Genomic DNA, 21,152 nt, shown 5'->3' on the forward strand with positions numbered 1-21,152 from the left:
TTTAACTATTTTAACTATTTAACTATTTCCCCCTGACACAAAAAGATCATTTTCCCCTAGTCTCCATATGTTTTCTTCGCAGATCACCAGGTCCACATCCTGGTCATGGTCCTCCACAGGAATATCATCCCTCATAATCTGTCTCCTGCATATAACAGCCTTCAGGCCTGTCACATGTTCCAGGTACCGGTCATAGTATCCGCCGCCATAACCCAAGCGCTTTCCACTGCTGCTGCAGGACAGGCAGGGTATGATGGCCAGGTCCACCTTCTCCGGCCCGAGACAGGGAGCATATTCATCCGGCTCCATAATCCCGTAAAACCCAACCCTGAGATCTGACAGGGACTGGATCAGGCGTGCATCCATGATGCCTTTGGACCTGCATTTTGGCACAGCCACTTGTTTGCCCAGGCTTAGGGCATGGTTTATGATGGGGGCCGTGTCGATCTCCCCCTTGGTGCCCACAAAACAGAAAATAGCCTTCCCCTGTTTGTATGCCTCCAGTTCTGTCACCTGTTTAAAAATGTCCCGGTCCGCCTGTATACAGTATTCAGGATCCAAACTTTCTATCTTTGCCCTGACTTCTTTTCGCAGGATCTTTTTCAGTTCCTTTGCATCACAGCGTTCCATTTTCCCATACCTCCGCCTCACATCCCGATATTGCGAACCATCATCCTGTTGGCATCACTTTCCAAAACCGTCTCCCGGCATTGTACATTTCTTATATACGCCCTATTCCCAGGTATATGCCCTATTCCCAGGTTTTCCATATCTCCGGGTGATATCCCACCGTAGCCTGGGATGCGTTTCTCACAATGGGGGTTTTCAGCACCTTCTGGTTCTCAAACACCTTCTCTTCCCTGTCTTCCTGGGCAATGTACTGTATCAAAGCCAGCAGATCCCGGTCCCTGCTTGCCTGGTCGATCATGTTCTCCAGGCCGCCCACCGCCTGCTTCACACGGGTAAATTCTCCCCTGCTCATCTCTTTCTCATTCAGGTTAATGGACTGGAATCTAATCCCTCGCTCTTTAAAATACCGCTCCGCCTTCTTTGTTTCAAAGCACTTGCTTCTTCCAAATATCTGTATATTCATGGCTGTGTCTCCCTGTTCCTGTCATATATGTTCCGATTCATATATGCCCTGTTTCACTTGTTCCGTTTTATTATACCAAAAGCAGGCGTACCCGGCAAATGACGGGGACCTTCTACGCCTTCACAGCCCATCTCATCTTTGTTGACCTGGCGCGGCTGTTGATGCCGCACTCCTCCGCGGAAGGACGCACCACATCTGAGGCGATCTCGCTGTAGATCCCCGCCTTGTGCAGCTGCTTAAAAGATTTCTTAACAATTCTGTCCTCCCCGGAATGAAAGGTGAGAATGGCAACACGTCCCCCCGGTGCCAGGACATCCGGCAGTTTTTCCAGAAACTGGTATAAAACCTCAAATTCGCTGTTGATGTCAATACGCAGGGCCTGGAACGTTCTCTGGCAGGATTTCTTAACAGCCTCTTTCCGGTCCGCCTCAGGGATAAAGGAAAGGGCAGTCTCAATGACCTCCCTCAGCCTGGTGGTAGTGGTTATCTCATTTCCCCTTTTGATCTCATTCACAATAGCCTTTGCAATCTCCTCCGCGTAGGGTTCATCTGAATTCTCAATTAACATTCCCTGAAGCTCCTCACGTGAAATGGTCATGAGGCGCTGGGATGCTGGGATCCCTTTTTCAGAATCCAGGCGCAGGTCCAACGGCCCGTCCTTTTTAAAAGAAAATCCTCTCTCCGGGTTATCGATCTGCATGGATGAAACGCCCAGGTCCGCCAATATAAAATCAAAGGGTCCCGCCTCCGCGGCCACCTGGTCAATATGGGCAAAGTTCAGCTGCCTGACGGTAAGGATCTCCGGCCCATATCCCAGCTTTAAAAGGCGCTCTCTGGTTTTGGCCATCTCGATGGTATCCACATCCAGGGCGTACAGATGCCCCTTTGACTGCAGGCACTTTAACATTTCCTGGGTATGCCCGCCGTATCCCAGAGTGGCGTCCAAGCCTTTCTGTCCCGGCTGGATCTGAAGAAACTCCAGTATCTCCCTTACCATGATGGAAATGTGCATACCTACGGGAGTACTCCCCTTACTGATCACCTTTGCCACTGTCTCCGGATATTTTTCCGGCTGCAGTTCTTTGTATTTCTCATTATATTTCTTTGGATGGGTGCCTTTATAGCGGACCCGCCTCTTATGTCCCTGCTCCTGGTATCCCTGCTTTTGATTCTCCTGCTTTTGATTCTCCTGCCCTTGATGTTCCACAATTTCCTCCTGATCATGGTTATGTACTCTCTGATTCCGAGAGTACACCGTTGTAATTCTCTGTCTGCTATTTCCCGGTTGCCTTTTGGATCAGCCTGGCGATCCCATCCTCCGGGTAGGACAAAAGGAGTCCAAATTCCACGGCCAGTTCATAACGCGCCTGTGCCGTGTACCCATTATCCCTGATAAGGCATCTCTGCCTTTCCTTTAATGCCATATACTGTTCCAATACATCCTCTGTTCGGAAGAACAGGTAATTAAACTTGTCCTTATTCGCCCGTTCCGGGAACAGGTCTGTTATCAATGCCTGGTCCTCGGGGTAATACCGGATCCCATACTCGGTGCAGAGCCTTTGCACCTGGCCAAGATAGGAATCGCGCTCCGCCCTTGTATCACAGGGGTGGCTCATGGCAAGCTTCTTAAGTCCGCTGGACACCATTTCGCAGAAACAATCCATGACGCCCACCTCATAGGAGTAGGCGTCAATGGGATGTGGGGGCTGTCCCTCATCCTTCAGCACTTCATATTCATCCCTGTCCAGGGACAGAGGGATTCCCGACACACTGGTCACATTCACTCCGCCATACCAGGTGCTGTCCACGGTAAAAATATCACCGGGCTGGTATTCCATAGAGTATTCATCATTCTTTTTAATAATGCGGATCTTCTGTTTATCCATCCTGTCAGCTCCTGATCTCATTCTTTGCCTATGAGTATAACACAGGGAAGATAAAATGATAAGGGTATTTCCGTTTTAAGCTTGTCAGAATCCCCAATGTCATGTAGAATAATACCATTAATCAAAGGAGTTTTAAGACAAATGAGTATTTTAAATGTTGAACATTTAAGCCACGGCTTTGGAGACCGCGCAATTTTCCATGATGTTTCCTTCCGCCTGTTAAAGGGTGAGCACATTGGCCTCATCGGAGCTAACGGCGAGGGAAAATCTACGTTTATGAACATTATTACGGATAAACTCATGCCGGACGAAGGCAAGGTGGAGTGGGCTAAGAACGTCCGCGTAGGATACCTGGACCAGCACACGGCGCTGGAAAAGGGAATGACGGTCAGAGATGTGTTAAAAAGCGCCTTTGCTTTTCTTTTTGAGATGGAGGAGCAGATGAACCATATCTGCGACAACATGGGGAATGCCAGTGAAGAGGAGATGAATGCCATGATGGAGGAGCTGGGTACGATCCAGGACCTGCTGATGGCACATGATTTTTATATCATTGACTCCAAGGTGGAGGAAGTGGGCCGCGCCCTGGGCCTGAACGACATTGGCATGGACAAGGATGTGACCGAACTTTCCGGGGGCCAGAGGACCAAGGTGCTCCTGGGAAAGCTGCTGCTCCAAAAACCCGATATCCTCCTTCTGGACGAGCCCACCAACTACCTGGATGCGGTGCATATCGAATGGCTGAAGCGCTATCTTCAGGAATATGAGAATGCATTTATCCTTATTTCCCACGATATCCCCTTTCTCAACAGCGTAATTAACCTGATCTATCACATGGAGAACCAGAGTCTGGACCGCTATGTGGGGGACTATGATAAATTCCAGGAAGTATATGCAGCTAAAAAGGCGCAGCTGGAGGCAGCCTACAAGCGCCAGCAGCAGGAGATCTCAGAGTTGGAAGATTTTGTGGCCCGCAACAAGGCCAGGGTGGCTACCAGGAACATGGCCATGTCCCGCCAGAAAAAGCTGGATAAGATGGACGTGATCGAACTTGCAAGGGAAAAACCAAAGCCGGAATTCCATTTTCTCAACGCACGCACGGCAGGCAAATATATCTTTGAGACCACCGACCTGATCATTGGCTATGACGAACCCCTTTCACGCCCCCTGAACCTGGTGATGGAACGCGGTCAGAAGGTAGTGCTGGTGGGCGCCAACGGTATTGGAAAGACCACCCTGTTAAAGAGTATTCTTGGTATCACCCCTGCCCTGAGCGGAAGCGTGGAGCTGGGTGATTACCTGTCCATCGGCTACTTTGAACAGGAGATGGCTCCCGGCAATACCAGCACATGCCTGGAAGAGATCTGGAAGGAGTTTCCATCCTACACCCAGTACCAGGTGCGCTCCGCCCTTGCAAAATGCGGACTGACTACCAAGCACATCGAAAGCCAGGTGCGTGTCCTAAGCGGCGGAGAACAGGCCAAGGTTAGATTATGTAAACTGATCAACAGGGAGTCCAATGTCCTTCTTCTGGACGAGCCAACAAACCATCTGGATGTGGATGCAAAGGAGGAGCTGAAACGGGCCCTGAAGGAATACAAGGGAAGCATTCTGCTCATCTGCCACGAACCGGAGTTCTATGAAGGGCTGGCCACGGACGTGTGGGATTGCAAGGAATGGGCCTTGAGGTTGTCCTGATCAGCAGCAATGATTTGAAAGCGGGGCATGACTACCCGCTTTTTTTATTTCTGTACATGGATTGCACGGCCCTGCCCTGCATTTCTCTCGCTAACGGACTAAATCCACCCGTTTAAGGACACTTCTTTCCTCCCGTCCCCCAGGGTGCTATAATTATGCTCATAAAACAGTTCCGAGCTGCAGCAGGAGAAGAAAAGGGGAAACCTATATGAATTTAATATTTAAAACCGTACTGAAAAAAGCAGGCATGCTCTGCCTGTCTACCCTATTGTTTGCACTGTGCTCTGTGCTCATCTATATGACAAAAATCACTGGCAGCGTACAGCGCCTTCCTGATACACCTGAATTGCCCGCTATGACTGCCAATCCAAACCTGGATGAAAAGACCCTGGAACAGTTGGACGGATACTGGACTGTGGCAGTATTTGGTCTGGACAGCCGCAATGGCAGCGTAGACAAGGGTAATAATGCGGATGTGCAGATGCTCTGTTCCATTAACCGCACAACAGGCGATATCCGTCTCGTATCTGTATATCGGGACACCTACCTTATGAACAATACCACCCGTAACACCTATGGGAAATTAAGCTGGTCCTACATGGACCAGGGCCCGGCCGGAAATGTGGCCGTCCTCAGTACCAACCTGGACATCGCCATTGATGACTATGCCGCATTTAACTGGAAGTCTGTGGCAGATTCCATTAACCTTTTGGGCGGAGTGGACATTGAATTAAGTAAAGCTGAGTTTTACTATATCAATGCATTTATAACAGAAACTGCGGATATAACAGGCTTACCATCCAGTCATTTAGAGGAGTACGGAATGCAGCATCTGGACGGAGTACAAGCTGTTTCCTATATGCGTCTGCGTAAAATGGACACGGATTTTAATAGGACCGAACGGCAAAGAACCGTCATCAGCCAGGTGTTTGATAAAGCAAAAAAAGCAGATCTTAAAACCTTGATGAAGGTGCTTGAAACAGTGCTTCCCCAGATTGGGATCTCCATGGACCAGGAATCCCTGCTGGAAATAGCGCGCAATATAAACAAATATAATATCAGCGCTGCCACGGGATTTCCTTTCACCTACCAACAGGCTTCTCTTGGGAAAAGCGGGGACTGTGTCATCCCTAATACCCTGGAGTCCAATGTAAAGCAACTCCATTCCTTTCTCTATAACAATGAGGAATATAACTGTTCCGACCGGGTAAAGGAGATCAGCAGAGACATAATCAAAGATGCAGTGAGAAATTGAGAGGAAGGAAACAATGATACGGATTGCTGTTTGTGACGATGAACACTGTTTTGTGGCACAAATCCACACCATACTTACATCACAGGCCAAGAGCCTCCCCTGTGCCATACACATTTCCACCTATTTAAGCAGCAGCCAGCTGCTTTATGACGTGGAGGAGGGGAGGCACTTTGATCTTCTGTTTTTGGACATAGAAATGCCGGAAAACAACGGAATGAACCTGGCGTCCGCCATAGGTAAGCTCCTTCCCCTGGCACTGACCGTCTTTGTCACATCTCATACAAAATATGCGGTCAAGGCTTATGAACTGTCTGTTTTCCGTTATATCCCCAAATCGGAACTGGAAACCTGCCTGCCCCTGGCCCTGTCAGATGCCTGCGGACTTTTGACAAGAAATTCCCACGACACTTATGTAATAGAGTCCTCCCGCATGATGAGGAAGATAGCAGCGGATGACATCCTTTATATCTACAAAGACCAGAAATATGCGGTCATTGTGCTTGAACACGAGAAGATTCTTCACCGTAAATCCCTGGATCAGGTCCTTGGGGAGTTGTGTGCCCCCAAAAGGGAGGGAGGATTCCTAATGGTGGAGAGGGGTTATATTGTGAACCTGTTCCACGTGGAAAAAATGGAGGGTAGTGAGCTGTTCCTGGATAACGGAGCCGTTATTCCAGTCAGCCGCAGGAACCAGAAGGAAGTGCGCAATACCATCACTTCATACTGGAGGAAAAAATTATGAGCCAGGCAACCATCAACCAAGTATACACTGGAATGGAATTGTGCTCTAATCTTGTAGAGGCATGGTTATGTTACCATTATATTGGAATCTTCCTGCCGGACAGAATCCGAGGACGCCTGCCCTTTTTTCTTCTGTCCCTGCTCCTGGTGGGCTCTGTGAGGGCTATGGACCATTTTGGAATCGATCCCCTGATCTCCACCCTATGGTTTGTGTTTTTTATCTGCATGACTACGGTTGTACTGTTTCACGTGGATCTGTTTTACGCGGTTTCCCTGGTGAGTTTTTATTTCCTCTGTATGTATATCATCAACTACTTCTGTATGTCGGTCATGGGTGTTATGGCAGGCAACCAGGAATTTGCCCGGTTTATTTTAAACCAGCTGTCCCTGTGGAGATGCGTTTACCTTGCCGTTGACAAAGCCATGCTGTTTCTATTTTATCTGATGGCGCGCAGAGCATTTCGTGAAACCCTATTTTACAATCCAAGGATGGTATTTTTCGTATCCCTATTCGGCATTCTAGGTACAGGTTATCTATCCATGTTTACCTTGAAGGAAATATCGGTCCTCACCCTGTTCAGCTGGGGACTCTGTCTGGTCATCCTCCTTTGTCTCTGCCTGATCATGCTCTTTTACGCCAATTATATTAAGGAGCGGGAAATGCGCAGTATCCTGGAATTTAAGGACAGGTTGATACAACAGGAATACGGGATGATGCAGCAAATACAGAAGGAACAGGAGATTCTTTCCCACAACTTAAAAAACCATCTGCTGATCCTGGATGGCATGGTAAGACAGGGCGATACGGAAAATGCCGGCGCTTACATCAGCCAACTAAGAGCCCCCCTGGACCACCTGACACCTGATGTGTGGACCGGAACGCCTACTCTGGATGTGCTTTTAAACCATACCAAAGGCCGGACAAAACGGGCCGGTATCCGTTTTACCATACAGGCAGATGCCCTGAACCTCTATCCCATGGAGGACCAGGATATCTGTAGTTTGTTTTCCAATCTTCTCGACAATGCCTACGAGGCAAGCGCCCGGATGCCCCATGGCCAAGGCTGGATCCTTGTCAAAATACGCCGTATGAGGGAAATGATCTTTTTTGACATTTCCAATTCATCCCCCAATGCCCCCTGCTGCAAAAATGGAAGACTTATATCCGGCAAGCGCGACCGGATGCTTCACGGAATCGGCCTAAGCAGCGCCTCCCTGTGCGCCCAAAAATATGGAGGACAGCTAGATCATGAATATGCGGACTGCGTATTCTCTGTGCATGTCTGCTTTCTAGGAGGTATCAAAACAATATCCGGCAGTTAATCGGGCAGATAGCAGCAACATTAATATTAGCCTCCATAGATGCTACGCCTATTTTAATGATGAAAACAAGTCAAATGCACCGCCGGAAGGCTTGATCTCAAAGCACATCCTCTCCCCTGCAGCGGGGTGGGGAAATGCCAGGCGGTATGCGCACAGGGCAAGGGCCGGAGATTGGCCGGAGATCCTCCCTGAAGGCTTCTCCTTTATGTCAACCTTTGTGGATATGTGTATACCATACCGCCCATCCCCATAGAGGGGGGTGCCATGACCGGCAAACTGCACCCTTATCTGGTGGTGCCTCCCTGTAAGGAGCTCAATATCTATTAATGAGAGGAATTTTTCTCCGTCCCCAGGGTTGTGGATAACTTCCATCTCCCTGTAGTTAAGGACCGCTTTCCGGCTGTCTTTCACCGACTTATCCACAATAGACGAAGTGTTGTTTTTCTTGTCCTGCCGTAGATAATCCACATATGCCCCCTGTTTATCCACAAGTTTTCCACATACCACCGCCATGTATGACTTTTCCACTTTTTTGTCCTGTAAAGCGGCGCTTAAGGATGCTGCCGACTTCTGGTTTTTGGCATATACCATAATACCGCCCACGGGCTTGTCCAGTCTGTGGATAACTCCCACATACGGGGGCTGGGACCCGGAATTAGCTGTGGTTAGCTTGTGGATATCCTGTGGATTGTGGAGATGGCGGCGTATCTCACTGACCATATCCGGGGCAAATCCGCGGGCTGACTGGGATTCCACGCCCGGGGGTTTTTGTACTACGATAATATCCTGATCTTCATATAATATAGAAATCATGGTCTATCCTCTCTTATCTTTTTTCCTGTTTATCCATTATAAACCAGGTCCGTGGGATACACAATGGGGTGGCACTGTGATCGTCACAATTGTCCCGGATCCGCTGCTTTCAATAGACAGCCTGCCCTCATCCCCATAGAGCAGGAAAAGGCGCTCCGTGATGTTGGCCAGCCCGATCCCGGAATGGGCCCCCTTTCCCTGCCTGGATTCACTGAGGCTTCCGCATACCTCCTCCCTGATCCCATTTCCGTTATCCTCTATGGTGATTCGGACATGATCCCCAGCCTGTCCTGCCTTCAGGCGGATCACAAACAGCTCCTCAACGGAACGCATACCATGGACAAAACAATTTTCCACAATGGGCTGGAGGATCATGGTGGGGATCTTTACATCTTTCAGCTCCTGGGGATAATCGATCTCCACCTTTAGATTATTCTCCTGGATATAATGATAGATCTCCATGTATATTTCCAGTGAACTGAACGCTTCCTTCAGGGTGATAAACTGCTGGTCTGAATAGGCGGTTATGCTCCTGAAATACTTGCCGATGAGCTGGATGGCCTTGCTGATCTGGGGCGCTTTATTGATCTTGGCAACCGCATTCACTGTCTCTAAAGCATTGTATATAAAATGTGGGTTGATCTGGGTCTGCAAAAAACGATACCGGTACTCCAGGGCTTCCAGTTCCGCCTTGTTTTTCAGGCGCTCCTCTGCCACGATCCGGTCCAGCAGCTTAGAAATCCTCTGGTTCATATTGTTGAAGCACTCTGTCAGCTGTCCGATATCGTCATGGCAGTAAACAGGGGTCACCACCCCCACACTGCCCTCGGACACATAAGCCATGGAGTTTGTCAGCGCCTCCAGCTGAAGGCTTACCTTGCGGGTCAGGTAGTGCATCAGCCCGCTTCCCAGAACCATGGATATGAGTCCCAGCAGGATCCCGCTTACCACCACGCTGCGCCCCATTCCCGTAATGCTGACCATGGGAATGATACCCGCAATATGCCATCCCCCGGCGCTCTCCTTTTCTATGGCATAATACGCCTTGCGATCCCAACTCTGGCCGCCCTCCATGTGTCCCCCGGCCTCCAGCTGCTCCAGGACAGCTGCCTGCAGCGGTTCCTCCATGCCTTCCGTATAGATGCATTTCCTTCCCCTGTTGTAAAACAGCAGGGCTATGTCATGTTTGTCATCCTTAAGCATTTCCACTGACTGTCTCTTTACCCGCGCCACCGCATACCCCACATGCTTCAGGGATGTGATCTTTCTCACTGCATGGAGGATATAGACGTGGTTCCGCTCATCCGATGCCCACATATAACCCTGCTTTAACACAGCGTCCTTGGACTCCTCAACAAACCTTCCTGCAAATTCCACTGCCTCATCTCCCCCGGACGCCATTTTCTGGGATGTATCGGCGGTATATCCTTTATTGGTCTCAACATATACAAAATCAAAGGGTGATACGGTGGACACCAGCTGGTTGGCCATGTATCCCAATTCCTGGCCTGCATAGCTGCTTTTGTCCCCGTCCATTTTGGACATGTAGTCCGGGATCTGGAACATGCTTATGGTGTTAAACAGCTGCATTTCCGTGTCCGATACCCTGCGCTCAAAATTATCAGCCACCTGTTTTGTGACCACATCCAGGTTATTGATATAATTCTTTTTTAATATGTTGATACAGAATACCACTAGCAGGCAGATGGATAAGAACAGGCTTGTAATAAGGGAAATGCAATATACCAGGATCAGCTTTTGTTTGAATTTAAGATTGTCAAATTTCTTTACGGAATCCAGCATATCTACTCCCTTTTCCTCATTCTGTATTCACTGGGCGTGATCCCTTCCAGGCGTTTGAACGCATTATAAAAGCTCACATAGTTTTCATATCCCACCGCGTAGGCGATCTCCTCCACCCTCATCCTTGTGTCGTCCAGCATCTGCTTGGACACTGCCATTTTATTTTTCATCATATGCTGCTGAAAGGTGATGCCTGTCTCCTTGCTGATCAGCGAAGACAGGTAATTGGGACTGACATAAAACTCCGAGGCCACCTGCTCCAGCTTGATATTCTCCAATGTATGGATCTCCATATAGCGGAGCACGTTCAGTACCAGCTCCGACTTTCCTTTTCCCTGGTCCCTGGCCTGGTCCACGGCCTTTAGAAATGACTTCAGCCATTTTCCAAACATCTCAATGGACGTGTTCTGGATCGCGCTGTAGATGGCGGAATCCAGGTACACAGCCCATTGCTTGTGCTTTTGGATCACCTTGGTGCAATAGATCACCGACATTACCTGAAGGGAAATGATACTGCCCCCGGTGCACCGCTCAAAGGCGGCATATGTCTTTTCGTAATCCTCGGTCCCCCTGATATCCTGGGCCAGCATGGCCGCCTCGGCCTGCAGGTCGGCCGCTTTCCCATAGCGGATGTCTGTCTTTGCCATTTCTCCCGGTCTTGTAACCCCATACCCCTCCAGCATATTCTCATATGCCTCCAGATACAGATCCTTCACCGAATCCTTCAACCCATAGACCCGGCTCGTCCCGATCCGGACCGTTCTGTCGCTTTCACATAAAACAGCGCTGATTTCTTTTAACTGTATCTCCCAGGATATGTCCTCTTCCTCTGAAGTGCACAAGATCACAAGCTTTTCCTCCAACAGGGTGGATATGGTTCTGCCGGTGATCCGCTGTTCTGAATATTCCACCCTCTGGAGAAGGGGCTGGGAAAATCCGTCATTGGCATAGGCAACAAGCATGGCACAGCTGCCTTTACAGATCTGTATGTCGCTCACCAGGGACCACACAGGCAGGTCCCGGCCGGACATCAAGGCCAGTATCAGCCTGCCCTTTAATACGCCTGTCACCTGCCGGTTAACATTTCTGTCTTTTTGAATGCTTTTAACCGCTCTTTCCAGAGCGGTTAAAAGTTCGTCATCATCAATTGGTTTCAGTATATAGTCAAATACGGACAGCTTGATGGCACGGCTTGCATATTGAAATTTGTCGTATCCGGTGATCACGATCACCTTGCTGCCCAGATCCTGGTCCAGGGAGGTCTCCACCATGCTGAGTCCGTCCATATAGGGCATGTTGATGTCCGTAATTACAATGTCCGGCTTTTTTTCTTCCATCAGCCGCTTCCCCTGCTCTCCGTCATAGGCGGTTCCCGCCACCTCCAGATTCAACGCTCCCCAGTCAACACCATATAACAGCGACTTCACTGTGTTATGGTTATCATCCACAATAATTACTTTATATGCCATATCTTCCCCCTGTGCCTGTCTGTACCCGCCTACCCCTTGACCGCTCCCATCATTATACCACTGACCACATACTTCTGCATACAGAAGTAAAGGATCAGGATAGGCAGCATTGCCAGGATAAAAAAGGCAAATGCCAGGTTAAGTTCTGATGTGTATTCGTTAAAATATGCCATCTGGGCCAGGAGAAGCGTCCTGGATTCCACCTTGCGCAGAAGAATGACCGCAGTGGTGTAATCATTCCATATAAACAAGGTATTCAGTACAAGCTGTGTTGCGTTCACCGGCTTCATAAGCGGAAAAACGATCTTCCAGAACATGGTAAAACGGTTGCATCCGTCTATCCTGGCCGCTTCCTCCAGATCAAGGGGCACTGTTTTTACAAACCCGGTCACTACCAATATGCTGATGGGTATCTGAAGCCCTGTCCTGGCAATGACAAAACCAAGGTTGGAATTGGTAAGTCCCAGGCGGAAGAAGTTAAGGTACAGCGGCAGCATGATACACTGGATAGGGATCAGGATCCCGGACACAAATATCATGTAAACGCTTCTGTAAAACCTGCCGTTAAACCTTGCCAGGACATAAGCTGCCATAGAGGTTGCCGTCATCAGGATCAGGACCGCTGGTATGGTGGTAAGGATGCTGTTCTTATACCCGGTGATAAACTGCTCATTTTCCGTGATCACCTTTACAAAGTTGTTAATGGTGGGATGCTGCGGCCAGGCCAGGCGGTTTACGGATATATCAGAGCTGTCCTTTAACGCGTATATGACGCTGACGTAAAACGGCGCGATCACTGCTGTCATTACCAGGAAGATCGTGATGATCTTAATACAGGTTAGGATCTTCTGCCGGTATCTTCTGTCAATCATGCCTGTCATTCCTCCACCTCCAGCCTGTTGCAGACAGCCGTTATGGCATATGTCAGGATCACCAGCACCACGGTTATGATGATCGCAGCAGCCTGCCCCAGTCCTGCTTTATTGAATCCGAAGATATTGTCATACACATACATGGCCGCTGTCTGGGCCGCTTCCATGTTTCTTGCAACCGCCATGGGATAATCAAAACATTTCAGCCCCCATGCCACCAGAAGGGTCACATTGGATATGATGGCCGGGACGATCAGGGGAAATGTGATCCCCTTTACCCTCTGCCACCAGTTGGCCCCGTCCACCTTGGCCGCATCGTAGTAATCATCGGGAATGGACTGCAGGGCGGCAATGTAGATCATCATACAGTATCCCATATCCCTCCATATGGCGATCACTGCCATTGCCGGAATGACCTGGCTGGAGACTCCAAGAGGGCTTACAATGTTAAACAGCGGGGAAATGATATCCGTATACACATAGCTCCATACAATGGCGCCGCTTGTGAGGGCCACTGTAAAGGGGATGAATACCACGGTCCTTGCAATATTTGTGTACCATTTGGATCTGTTCAGCAGCAGAGCCAGGCCAAGCCCCAGGACATTGGCGCCAGTCACATAGATCGCAGTAAACTGGAAGGTATGTAAAAATGCCTGCTGAAAATACCTGTTCCTGATCAAAGTAATGTAATTGCTGAATCCCACGTAGTCATAGTTTGTGCTGATGACGCTCTTCCAGTTGGTAAAGGAATAGGGGATCCCCTGTAGGAAAGGCAATATCACAACAAATGCAAACAGGGCAAATGCAGGAAGCAGGAATAACAGGTTTGTACCATGTATCCTGGCCTGCTTCATGGATATCTTAGGTGGTTTCATCTGAACAGCTCCCTTCTGCCGCTTTATTTGCTGATCCTGTCTATTTCATCCAGCTCTGCCTGGGAAAAATGGGTATTGCCGACAATCCCCAGATTTTCAATGATCTGTTCCGGCCTGGATGCCCCGATCAGGACACTGGTCACGACCCCGTCCTTTAATACCCAGGATAACGCCATCTGAGCCAATGTCTGCCCCCTCTCCCTGGCTATTGCATCCAGTCTGCGTATCTGTTCCACCCGCTCCGTTGTGAGATCGGACGCGTGGAGGAACCTTCCGTCCCTTGCAATGCGGCTGTCCGCAGGAATACCGTTTATATACTTTTCCGTCAGCATTCCCTGGGCCAGAGGGCTGAATGCAATGATCCCCATACCGTCCCGGGCCGCATATTCCTTTAGTCCGTTTTCTTCAATGGTCCTGTTAAAAATACTATAGCTGTTCTGATTGATCACAAGGGGGAGGCGGACTTCCCGGGCAATCCTCATTGCCTCCCGGGCATGCTCCCCGTCATAGTTGGAGATTCCTGCGTAAAGTGCCTTGCCGCTTCTTACAATCTGCTCCAGGGCCAGGACGGTCTCCTCCACCGGGGTATCAGGATCCATGCGGTGGTGATAGAAAATATCCACATAATCCAGTTTCATCCTTTTAAGAGATGCGTCCAGGCTTGAGATCAGGTATTTGCGGCTTCCTCCATCCCCATATGGCCCGGGCCACATATCATAGCCTGCTTTTGTGCTGATCAGCAGTTCTTCCCTGTAGGGCTTAAGGCAGTTCTCCATGATCCGCCCGAAGTTCTCTTCCGCGCTGCCATATACAGGGCCATAGTTATTTGCCAGATCAAAGTGGGTGACACCATGGTCAAACGCGGTAAAGCACATGGCCTTCATGGTATCATAATTATCCTTGCTTCCAAAGTTATGCCACAGGCCCAGGGAAACGCACGGAAGCTTCAGGCCGCTTTTTCCGCAGCGGCCGTATTCCATATGTTCATATCTTTCCTTGTCTGCCTGGTATTCATTTGCTACGTACATAAAATCTCTCCTTCCAGCAGAGCCACTCTGCTAAACAGACCTTGCTGTCTCCACCACCCACCGGATCCTCTCAAGGGGCAGTTCGTCATGGATGCTGCAGTCCGGCCCTATAATGAACCCCCGTTTTCCCCCTTCCTCTATAAGGGCTTTTGTCTCCGCCTGGATCTCTTCCTTTGTGCCGCTGTACAAAAGGCTTCCCAGGCGGTTGTCAAACCCGCCCCACACCGTGCGTTTAAATGTATCCTTTGCCTGGCTGACGCCCAGGCCGTCAATATAACGTGACCAGCTCACCACCGCCGAGTCATAGTCAGACCAGTCTTCCAGCCTGTTATTGATCTCCTCCCATGCGCAGCAGTGCAGGGCATTCATGTCGCTGAGGGTATTGGCATAATCCAGGACTTCCTTGTCGCTGGGCGTTACCCATTCCCTGTACTCCTCATATGTAAAACGGTTTACTTCCCCATTCTGTACACTGTAAAAGATCCCATCACATCCGGCTTCCTCTATGATCCCCCTGACCAGGAGCTTTACATCCCCTGCAATCACGCGGCAGGCATGTTTTACCGCTTCCGGATCCTCCCTGATCAGTTCCATCATCCTGGGATAACCGATCTCCAGCCTCAGATAGGAAAGGGGGCAGAATATCAGATACAGGCAGCAACATTCATCCTTAAGGGTTGAAACGATTTTTTTGGTGCGGTGGATCTGCTCCCTGATAAACGGATGATCCGGCCCAAAGGCTTTCATTTGATACAGGTCTTTTGCCTGTTCCAGTTTTCCAAGCGCCGGGGCCGGCCAGCCGAAATACCCGTCCGCTGACAGCTTTACAAAATCCACATCCGTCTTTTTGTAAAAGTCAACCTGTGCCTCAATAAATTTGTCTTCCTGCCATAACTCCTGGGGTACATGCTTCCAGAAGCAGACCGGCACATGGTCTGTCTCCAGACCATGGAACGCGGCCCTGACCCGTTCTCTTTTCGTCATATGATTCTGCTCCTTTTACCTTTTTAATTTGTGGCAATGATATCGTCAAACATGGACTGGATATTTGCAATGCACTCTTCATGGGTCATGGGCTTTCCTGTGACCACACTTTCCGCATAGCTTATAAGCGCTTTTCTCCAGGCATTGGTAAACTCAGTGTTCATAGGTTTGGTAAATGCGCCCTGAGATACGTAATTGCCTGATTTTTTCACCTCGGCAATGGTCTGGACAACGGGCAGGAGCTTGTCGGAGCTTTCGCCTGTGATCAGCGGCATCAGTGTGCCCTCAGACCAGGTTAAAGCGCCGTCCGTAACCCAATACTCCAGAAATCCCAAAGACTCATCCAGGGCATCGGCGTTAGGATTCACCATAAAGCACTGGTCCACCAGCACTCCCATCTTTCCTGAGTTTTCCGTATCATCAATGGGCGGTACAAAGAAATCAAACTCAAATCCCTGGTCCTTTCCCCTGGCTTCGATCTCGCCGATATTCCAGTTGCCTGTAAAGATCATGGCGCCTTCCCCTGCTATGAATAATTCCAGGGCCTTGTCCTGGTTATTGGCCATGGCGTCCGTGCGCGGATACAGCATCCTGTCGTCCCACACAGACAGCGCCTCCTCCACATACGGATAATCCGCTACCCCTGCCTTCCCGCTCATCCATTGATCAAAGATATCCAGATCCCCTGCTGCAATTGCCCTGGGCCATATGGTGGAACGTGTTTCCAGATCGCCGGTGGAGCCTTCCCCGTACACATCGATAAAGGGATCGATCCCTGCATCATGAAGCTTTTGTATCACTTCCTTAAACTGGGTCCTTGTCTTCGGCACTTCTATTCCCTGCTCCTCAAATATCTTTTTGTTATAAAAGATACCTGATGTCTTAAAGTCAATGGGAACAGCATATACTTTTCCGTCTGCGGACACATCGTTTAGATCATACTGGTCAAGCCCCATATTCCTGATGACCTCATTATCCGACAGGTCCATTGCATAACCGTTTTCAATGAGGTCCGGGTACATGGCCGGATTTCCCATGATAATGTCAGGCTGTTCCCCGGAAGCCAGAGCGGTTGACAGCTGCGGAAAATAATCCGTGCCCTGGTTGTAGAATACGTTTTCAAAGGTAATTTCAGGATGCGCCTCCATGTACGCCTCCTCCAGCTTAACCAGGGAATCCTGCTTTACGGACTGCCCCATGTAGTGGAATACGGTGATCACCTTGCTTTCCCCCGACTGCGCCTGGGCTGCGGACGTCCCCGCCTGATCATCTTTACCCTGGGCCGCCTTGTCCTGGCCCCCCTTATCCTGAGCCCCTTTATCCTGGGTCTCTTTTCCCTGCGTCTCCTTGTTCTGAGGCGCCCCGTTTCCCCCCTTGGCGCCGCCGCACCCGCTGATACTGGCCATCGCCATGATCAGACTGATTCCTATTGCCACGTGTTTTCTCAAATACATAACGTTCCCTCCCTCTCCAGAGTCTATTTACGCTTCGTACTCATATTATAGTTTTTATAGCAGTTCTCCACAATTAACGAAACTTACTAAATCATTAACAAAAGTTACTGTTTTATTTCTTTGCTTTCATATTTCTTATTAAAGGTCTAAGAAGATATATGTAACAGTTCAGACGGCGGGAAAATTGGTGCAGAGGCGGGCGCTAAGCTGGCTTATAAGACTGATTCTGCACCAGTTTTCACATCGGATGGACATCCGCAGCTTCTTTACCGTCTTTTCCGTTCAGGAAGCTGCGCCGTCTGGACTGTAACAGAGATACACATTTGAATCTAAGGTTTTTTCAAAAAGTGTTGCATAATTTTAAGGATAGGTGTATAGTATATAATACAAACAGATGTAGTAATCGAAACTACATATCAAAGTAACAGTAAATTATTGTCAGTTTTTTAATAGAAGGAGGCTGGTATATATGACAGCAAAACTGAAACGAAATCTTACAAAGGTGAAAGATCCGGGCAGTGCCCTGACACACTTTATCGCCATGGTAATGGCCATCATAGCGGCCATGCCCCTGCTTTTAAAGGCCGCCCGTGACTCCGGCTATCTCCACGTAAGCGCACTGACCATCTTCATACTGAGTATGATAGGGCTGTATGCGGCCAGCACCATCTACCACACCCTGGACATTTCCCCTAAGATCAACCAGATGCTGAGGAAGATTGACCATATGATGATCTTTATCCTCATTGCCGGAACTTATACCCCGGTTTGTATGATCGTCCTGGGTGACAAGACCGGCTGGTCTCTCCTGACCCTGGTCTGGGGAATCGCCGCTGCCGGGATCCTTATAAACGCGCTGTGGATCACCTGTCCCAAGTGGTTTTCTTCCCTCATATACATTGCCATGGGCTGGGTGTGCGTGCTTGCCATTACAAAGATCCTCAGCTCCATGCCCAAAGCCGGGTTTATGTGGATGCTGGCCGGAGGCATCATCTATACCGTAGGCGGCATTATCTACGCACTGAAGCTGCCCATCTTCAACTCCAGGCATAAAAACTTTGGCTCCCATGAGATCTTCCACCTGTTTGTCATGGGAGGGAGTATCTGCCATTATGTGATGATGTACCGTTTTGTGGCCTAGAGGCATTGTAATGCAGCCTGAATGGCGCCTGAAATGTAAAATAACTGAATGATAATAACAAAAAACATCTGTCCCGGAACTGGATCAATATGCTCCGGGGCAGATGTTTTTATATATAACTTTATTTGTAACTTTATATGTGGCTATATATCTGTTTTATGTATGATGGCAGGATCGCTCCAATATCAGCCTCCCATACCCTGCCCTAAGCCGCCGTCCCTGCGCATCAGCATCTCCTTCTGCTTTCTGGTCAGATGTTTGATGGCGTATTCCCGTTTCATGGCTTCTGCCTTTGTCTCAAATGCCTCATAATAGGAAAGCACCACCGGTCTTCTGGGCCTGGTATACTTGGCTCCCCTGCCTGAGTTATGGGCTTTCAGACGCTTGTCCAGATTATTGGTCCAGCCGCAGTACAGGGTTCCGTCCGCACAGGTTAGGATATACGTGTAATTCATTTTCATAACTTCCTCTGTATCAAAGATAGCTGGCTATGTAAACGGCAACAACGCTTTCACTGCGTTATCACCGCCCAGGTTGCCCTGTAATCTATTATAAAGCACCAGCTGGATGCGCGACACAACGATCAGGCCATTGCATAAGCCAGAGAAGATATATCTGAATCATATCTATACTCTATTATATCGCACATACCCTTAAAATGTGCATAAAACCTGATTTATATTCCCAGACATACCCAATTCCATGTAGAATCAGAATCTACGGCCTCCTCCGCCATGGCTGTGGCCGCCGCTGGAGGTATGGGTGGAGCTGCGGCCTGATGAGCTGTGCCCGCCTCCCGAACCGCCTGATCCCCCGGTGTTCCTTGGAATCGGCACACTGGTCACAAATTTATTTAACAGCAAGTCATTACAATTACTGAACATGAATCTTGTATCAGCGCGGTATGCCAGCAGGGCATTGGAGCGGTCCCTCTGCGACTGTTTCATGGAGTAACGTCCCTTTACCCCCAGGCATACACTGCCTGCGATCATGGCCGGTACAATGAGGGCAAACGCAGCTTCATACCACCGTATGCTTTTGTACACACTGATCTCTCCTGTTTCCGTATCATAATTGTACTGGCCCCGCTGGATCCCCTGGTCCACATAATATTCAATGTCCTCAGCAAACCGCATGAAGGCGCCGCTGTAATCCATATATCTGAGATACTCGGCCATATCATCCTGAATGGCTTCAATGCGGCTGTCCGTAAGGATACGGATCATATTACCGCTGGTGGATATCCAGCTCTCCCCGCCCCGCTGGCCCGGCGCGTCCATGTAGAGCAGGACCAGGACGCCGCTTTTCTTGCTGCCTGTCCCATACCCGTTCTGGTCATAGAAATCATCCGCATACTCCATGGCCGAACGTTTTCCGTCATGAAACGCAGTCACGGCCACCACATCCATACCGGTCTTTTTACGGCTGGAGGCAATGGATTCCTCCACCTTGTCCTTTTCCTCATCTGATAAAAGTCCGGCCATGTCAAAGACCCGCTGCTCTGCAGCGCTGCCGCTCTCAGACTGCGCTCCAAAGGCCGTCATACCGCAGACAAAAGTCCAGAATACCATGAACACTGTCACAAGAGCGGCCAGACGCATTTTCCTATTATATCCCATTATCACAGCAGATACCCTCCTATCAGAAACAGAATGCACAGCGGCAGGAAAATGGACAGGAACAGTCTAGCCAGCTTCCTGTTGTCCACAGGCAGCTGACCGCAGACTTTGCCGGTCTGGCCATTGAGGGCAAAGTAATAGATCTTGCCTCTTGCCTTGTCATTATAGGTCAGAGTCCACACCGGAAGCAGGGCATAACTCCATTCTTCTTCCCTGAATTGGGCATCCTTTCGCCGGATCTGCAGGGAATTATAAGAACCTGCCTGGGACTGGAGGCTTTGAAGGGCAAATGTCTTGACCTCGGTCTTCACATCCGTGACAAACTGGTCCTTTTCCATATCCCTGTTCTCTGCCATAAAGCCTGACAGATATCCCATGGAAAACGGCTTCTTTTCCTCCATCCGAAAGGGCAGCACCCCGTCTATAAGCTGCCTGTTTGCCTTTCTCAGTCCGTTTCTGGCCACATTATCCACATCCATGGTCCCCTGGCGCTGGATGTCATAGACTTGGGTCTCCGTGTAACGCATATTGCCGGTATCCCACGTCCTCAGCTTTTTCCCCTGGGCGTCCAGCACGCCGTCCACCTTGCAGCCGTAGAGCCAGTAGGGGAAATATACCCCTGTCATGCTCTCCACCTGTTTACTGGAATAAAATTCATCCACGACATACTTTTTCTTCTTGATCCACTGGGCAAATATCTCCTTCGCCTTGTCTCTGTCGATCTGAAAGGGGATCACATGATCAGGGGCGAATTCCCCGGACAGCCGCCCTGACAGTACCACGGGATTGTGGCAGTAATAGCAGAATGTGGCCGCCGTGGTCTCATCCGTCACGATCTGCGCCCCGCAGCTGGGACAATTATACAGCACGGCCTGGCTGTGTTCCTGATTCTGGCTGTGTTCCTGATCCTGGCTGTACTCCGGCTCCCGGCCGTGATCCGGCCCCTGGCTGTATTCCTGATCCAACTCCTCCTGGGTAAAGTTGGAGAGACAAAATTCGCAGTGGTATTTCTGGGACGAAGGGTCGAAGACCAGACCTCCATCGCAGTTTGGGCATTTATATGTTATAACTCCCATCTGTTATCTCCTGTAAGCATGA

The 21,152-nt window shown here is 49.5% G+C and carries 20 protein-coding genes; 5 read left to right on the forward strand and 15 right to left on the reverse strand.

What is annotated here, in order from left to right; translation table 11 throughout:
- Positions 1 to 18 precede the first annotated feature (18 nt).
- The 4 genes from ABID13_RS08345 to ABID13_RS08360 all read right to left on the reverse strand — a co-directional run bounded on the left by ABID13_RS08345 (position 19) and on the right by ABID13_RS08360 (position 2,979).
- Positions 19 to 630: a 5-formyltetrahydrofolate cyclo-ligase gene (locus ABID13_RS08345; protein WP_048929079.1), complete on the reverse strand. Its 612-nt coding sequence runs from the start codon at positions 628 to 630 to the stop codon at positions 19 to 21.
- A gap of 121 nt (positions 631 to 751) precedes the next feature.
- Positions 752 to 1,093 (reverse strand): arsenate reductase family protein, encoded by a 342-nt coding sequence (locus ABID13_RS08350; protein WP_048929080.1) that lies wholly within the window; start codon positions 1,091 to 1,093, stop codon positions 752 to 754.
- Between the two features lie 112 nt (positions 1,094 to 1,205).
- Entirely contained in the window at positions 1,206 to 2,300 is a 1,095-nt protein-coding gene (rsmH, locus tag ABID13_RS08355) for a 16S rRNA (cytosine(1402)-N(4))-methyltransferase RsmH (protein WP_048929081.1), read from the reverse strand.
- Between the two features lie 67 nt (positions 2,301 to 2,367).
- Positions 2,368 to 2,979: a hypothetical protein gene (locus tag ABID13_RS08360; RefSeq protein WP_045093015.1), complete on the reverse strand. Its 612-nt coding sequence runs from the start codon at positions 2,977 to 2,979 to the stop codon at positions 2,368 to 2,370.
- A 141-nt stretch (positions 2,980 to 3,120) separates the two neighbouring features.
- Between ABID13_RS08360 and ABID13_RS08365 the strand changes: the two genes are divergently transcribed.
- The 4 genes from ABID13_RS08365 to ABID13_RS08380 all read left to right on the forward strand — a co-directional run bounded on the left by ABID13_RS08365 (position 3,121) and on the right by ABID13_RS08380 (position 7,996).
- Positions 3,121 to 4,677 (forward strand): ABC-F family ATP-binding cassette domain-containing protein, encoded by a 1,557-nt coding sequence (locus ABID13_RS08365; protein ID WP_048929082.1) that lies wholly within the window; start codon positions 3,121 to 3,123, stop codon positions 4,675 to 4,677.
- A gap of 208 nt (positions 4,678 to 4,885) precedes the next feature.
- Entirely contained in the window at positions 4,886 to 5,932 is a 1,047-nt protein-coding gene (locus ABID13_RS08370) for an LCP family protein (RefSeq protein WP_045093017.1), read from the forward strand.
- Between the two features lie 13 nt (positions 5,933 to 5,945).
- Entirely contained in the window at positions 5,946 to 6,674 is a 729-nt protein-coding gene (locus ABID13_RS08375) for a LytR/AlgR family response regulator transcription factor (protein WP_045093018.1), read from the forward strand.
- A complete protein-coding gene (locus ABID13_RS08380; protein WP_045093019.1) occupies positions 6,671 to 7,996 on the forward strand; it encodes a sensor histidine kinase in 1,326 nt (441 codons plus the stop codon). Before ABID13_RS08375 ends, ABID13_RS08380 begins: the two co-directional genes overlap by 4 nt.
- Before the next feature lie 48 nt (positions 7,997 to 8,044).
- Here the strand turns inward: ABID13_RS08380 and ABID13_RS08385 are convergent, their stop codons facing one another.
- Genes ABID13_RS08385 through ABID13_RS08420 form a run of 8 tightly spaced genes read right to left on the reverse strand, consistent with a single transcriptional unit; the run spans position 8,045 to position 17,294 of the window.
- Complete coding sequence (locus ABID13_RS08385; RefSeq protein WP_045093020.1) at positions 8,045 to 8,809, reverse strand: RluA family pseudouridine synthase; 765 nt, start codon at positions 8,807 to 8,809, stop codon at positions 8,045 to 8,047.
- A gap of 36 nt (positions 8,810 to 8,845) precedes the next feature.
- Positions 8,846 to 10,612, reverse strand: coding sequence for a sensor histidine kinase (locus ABID13_RS08390; protein ID WP_045093021.1), 1,767 nt, complete (start codon positions 10,610 to 10,612; stop codon positions 8,846 to 8,848).
- Positions 10,613 to 10,614: 2 nt separating this feature from the next.
- Positions 10,615 to 12,081, reverse strand: coding sequence for a response regulator transcription factor (locus ABID13_RS08395; protein ID WP_007861887.1), 1,467 nt, complete (start codon positions 12,079 to 12,081; stop codon positions 10,615 to 10,617).
- Positions 12,082 to 12,110: 29 nt separating this feature from the next.
- Positions 12,111 to 12,962: a carbohydrate ABC transporter permease gene (locus ABID13_RS08400; protein ID WP_007861888.1), complete on the reverse strand. Its 852-nt coding sequence runs from the start codon at positions 12,960 to 12,962 to the stop codon at positions 12,111 to 12,113.
- A complete protein-coding gene (locus ABID13_RS08405) occupies positions 12,959 to 13,828 on the reverse strand; it encodes a carbohydrate ABC transporter permease (RefSeq protein WP_045093022.1) in 870 nt (289 codons plus the stop codon). The genes ABID13_RS08400 and ABID13_RS08405 overlap by 4 nt, the downstream gene beginning before the upstream one ends.
- Before the next feature lie 23 nt (positions 13,829 to 13,851).
- A complete protein-coding gene (locus tag ABID13_RS08410) occupies positions 13,852 to 14,856 on the reverse strand; it encodes an aldo/keto reductase (protein ID WP_045093023.1) in 1,005 nt (334 codons plus the stop codon).
- Between the two features lie 30 nt (positions 14,857 to 14,886).
- Positions 14,887 to 15,840 carry a uroporphyrinogen decarboxylase family protein gene (locus ABID13_RS08415; protein ID WP_045093024.1) on the reverse strand — a complete coding sequence of 318 codons (954 nt, stop codon included), beginning with the start codon at positions 15,838 to 15,840 and terminating at the stop codon, positions 14,887 to 14,889.
- A 23-nt stretch (positions 15,841 to 15,863) separates the two neighbouring features.
- Positions 15,864 to 17,294 carry an ABC transporter substrate-binding protein gene (locus ABID13_RS08420; protein WP_007861894.1) on the reverse strand — a complete coding sequence of 477 codons (1,431 nt, stop codon included), beginning with the start codon at positions 17,292 to 17,294 and terminating at the stop codon, positions 15,864 to 15,866.
- 469 nt (positions 17,295 to 17,763) lie between these two features.
- Here ABID13_RS08420 and trhA point away from each other — a divergent pair, with 469 nt between their 5' ends.
- A complete protein-coding gene (gene trhA / locus ABID13_RS08425; protein ID WP_007861896.1) occupies positions 17,764 to 18,435 on the forward strand; it encodes a PAQR family membrane homeostasis protein TrhA in 672 nt (223 codons plus the stop codon).
- A 185-nt stretch (positions 18,436 to 18,620) separates the two neighbouring features.
- Here trhA and ABID13_RS08430 read toward each other — a convergent pair whose 3' ends face one another.
- From ABID13_RS08430 to ABID13_RS08440, 3 genes are all read right to left on the reverse strand, one after another.
- On the reverse strand, positions 18,621 to 18,890 hold the full coding sequence (locus ABID13_RS08430) for a GIY-YIG nuclease family protein (RefSeq protein ID WP_040416006.1): 270 nt from the start codon (positions 18,888 to 18,890) through the stop codon (positions 18,621 to 18,623).
- 255 nt (positions 18,891 to 19,145) lie between these two features.
- Positions 19,146 to 20,060, reverse strand: a complete 915-nt coding sequence (locus tag ABID13_RS08435) for a TPM domain-containing protein (RefSeq protein ID WP_048929083.1) — start codon at positions 20,058 to 20,060, stop codon at positions 19,146 to 19,148.
- Positions 20,057 to 21,130, reverse strand: a complete 1,074-nt coding sequence (locus tag ABID13_RS08440; RefSeq protein WP_045093025.1) for a TFIIB-type zinc ribbon-containing protein — start codon at positions 21,128 to 21,130, stop codon at positions 20,057 to 20,059. Before ABID13_RS08440 ends, ABID13_RS08435 begins: the two co-directional genes overlap by 4 nt.
- Between the last annotated feature and the right edge of the window lie 22 nt (positions 21,131 to 21,152).

The organism is Enterocloster citroniae, from assembly GCF_040545455.1.
GTDB classification, from domain to species: domain Bacteria; phylum Bacillota; class Clostridia; order Lachnospirales; family Lachnospiraceae; genus Enterocloster; species Enterocloster citroniae.

Excerpts from the sequence above, each read along its gene's own strand:
- ABID13_RS08345 (WP_048929079.1), bottom strand. The coding sequence starts at position 630 with ATGGAACGCTGTGATGCAAAGGAACTGAAAAAGATCCTGCGAAAAGAA.
- ABID13_RS08350 (WP_048929080.1), bottom strand. The coding sequence starts at position 1,093 with ATGAATATACAGATATTTGGAAGAAGCAAGTGCTTTGAAACAAAGAAG.
- ABID13_RS08360 (WP_045093015.1), bottom strand. The coding sequence starts at position 2,979 with ATGGATAAACAGAAGATCCGCATTATTAAAAAGAATGATGAATACTCT.
- ABID13_RS08365 (WP_048929082.1), top strand. The coding sequence starts at position 3,121 with ATGAGTATTTTAAATGTTGAACATTTAAGCCACGGCTTTGGAGACCGC.
- ABID13_RS08370 (WP_045093017.1), top strand. The coding sequence starts at position 4,886 with ATGAATTTAATATTTAAAACCGTACTGAAAAAAGCAGGCATGCTCTGC.
- ABID13_RS08375 (WP_045093018.1), top strand. The coding sequence starts at position 5,946 with ATGATACGGATTGCTGTTTGTGACGATGAACACTGTTTTGTGGCACAA.
- ABID13_RS08380 (WP_045093019.1), top strand. The coding sequence starts at position 6,671 with ATGAGCCAGGCAACCATCAACCAAGTATACACTGGAATGGAATTGTGC.
- ABID13_RS08385 (WP_045093020.1), bottom strand. The coding sequence starts at position 8,809 with ATGATTTCTATATTATATGAAGATCAGGATATTATCGTAGTACAAAAA.
- ABID13_RS08390 (WP_045093021.1), bottom strand. The coding sequence starts at position 10,612 with ATGCTGGATTCCGTAAAGAAATTTGACAATCTTAAATTCAAACAAAAG.
- ABID13_RS08395 (WP_007861887.1), bottom strand. The coding sequence starts at position 12,081 with ATGGCATATAAAGTAATTATTGTGGATGATAACCATAACACAGTGAAG.
- ABID13_RS08400 (WP_007861888.1), bottom strand. The coding sequence starts at position 12,962 with ATGACAGGCATGATTGACAGAAGATACCGGCAGAAGATCCTAACCTGT.
- ABID13_RS08405 (WP_045093022.1), bottom strand. The coding sequence starts at position 13,828 with ATGAAACCACCTAAGATATCCATGAAGCAGGCCAGGATACATGGTACA.
- ABID13_RS08410 (WP_045093023.1), bottom strand. The coding sequence starts at position 14,856 with ATGTACGTAGCAAATGAATACCAGGCAGACAAGGAAAGATATGAACAT.
- ABID13_RS08415 (WP_045093024.1), bottom strand. The coding sequence starts at position 15,840 with ATGACGAAAAGAGAACGGGTCAGGGCCGCGTTCCATGGTCTGGAGACA.
- ABID13_RS08420 (WP_007861894.1), bottom strand. The coding sequence starts at position 17,294 with ATGTATTTGAGAAAACACGTGGCAATAGGAATCAGTCTGATCATGGCG.
- trhA (WP_007861896.1), top strand. The coding sequence starts at position 17,764 with ATGACAGCAAAACTGAAACGAAATCTTACAAAGGTGAAAGATCCGGGC.
- ABID13_RS08430 (WP_040416006.1), bottom strand. The coding sequence starts at position 18,890 with ATGAATTACACGTATATCCTAACCTGTGCGGACGGAACCCTGTACTGC.
- ABID13_RS08440 (WP_045093025.1), bottom strand. The coding sequence starts at position 21,130 with ATGGGAGTTATAACATATAAATGCCCAAACTGCGATGGAGGTCTGGTC.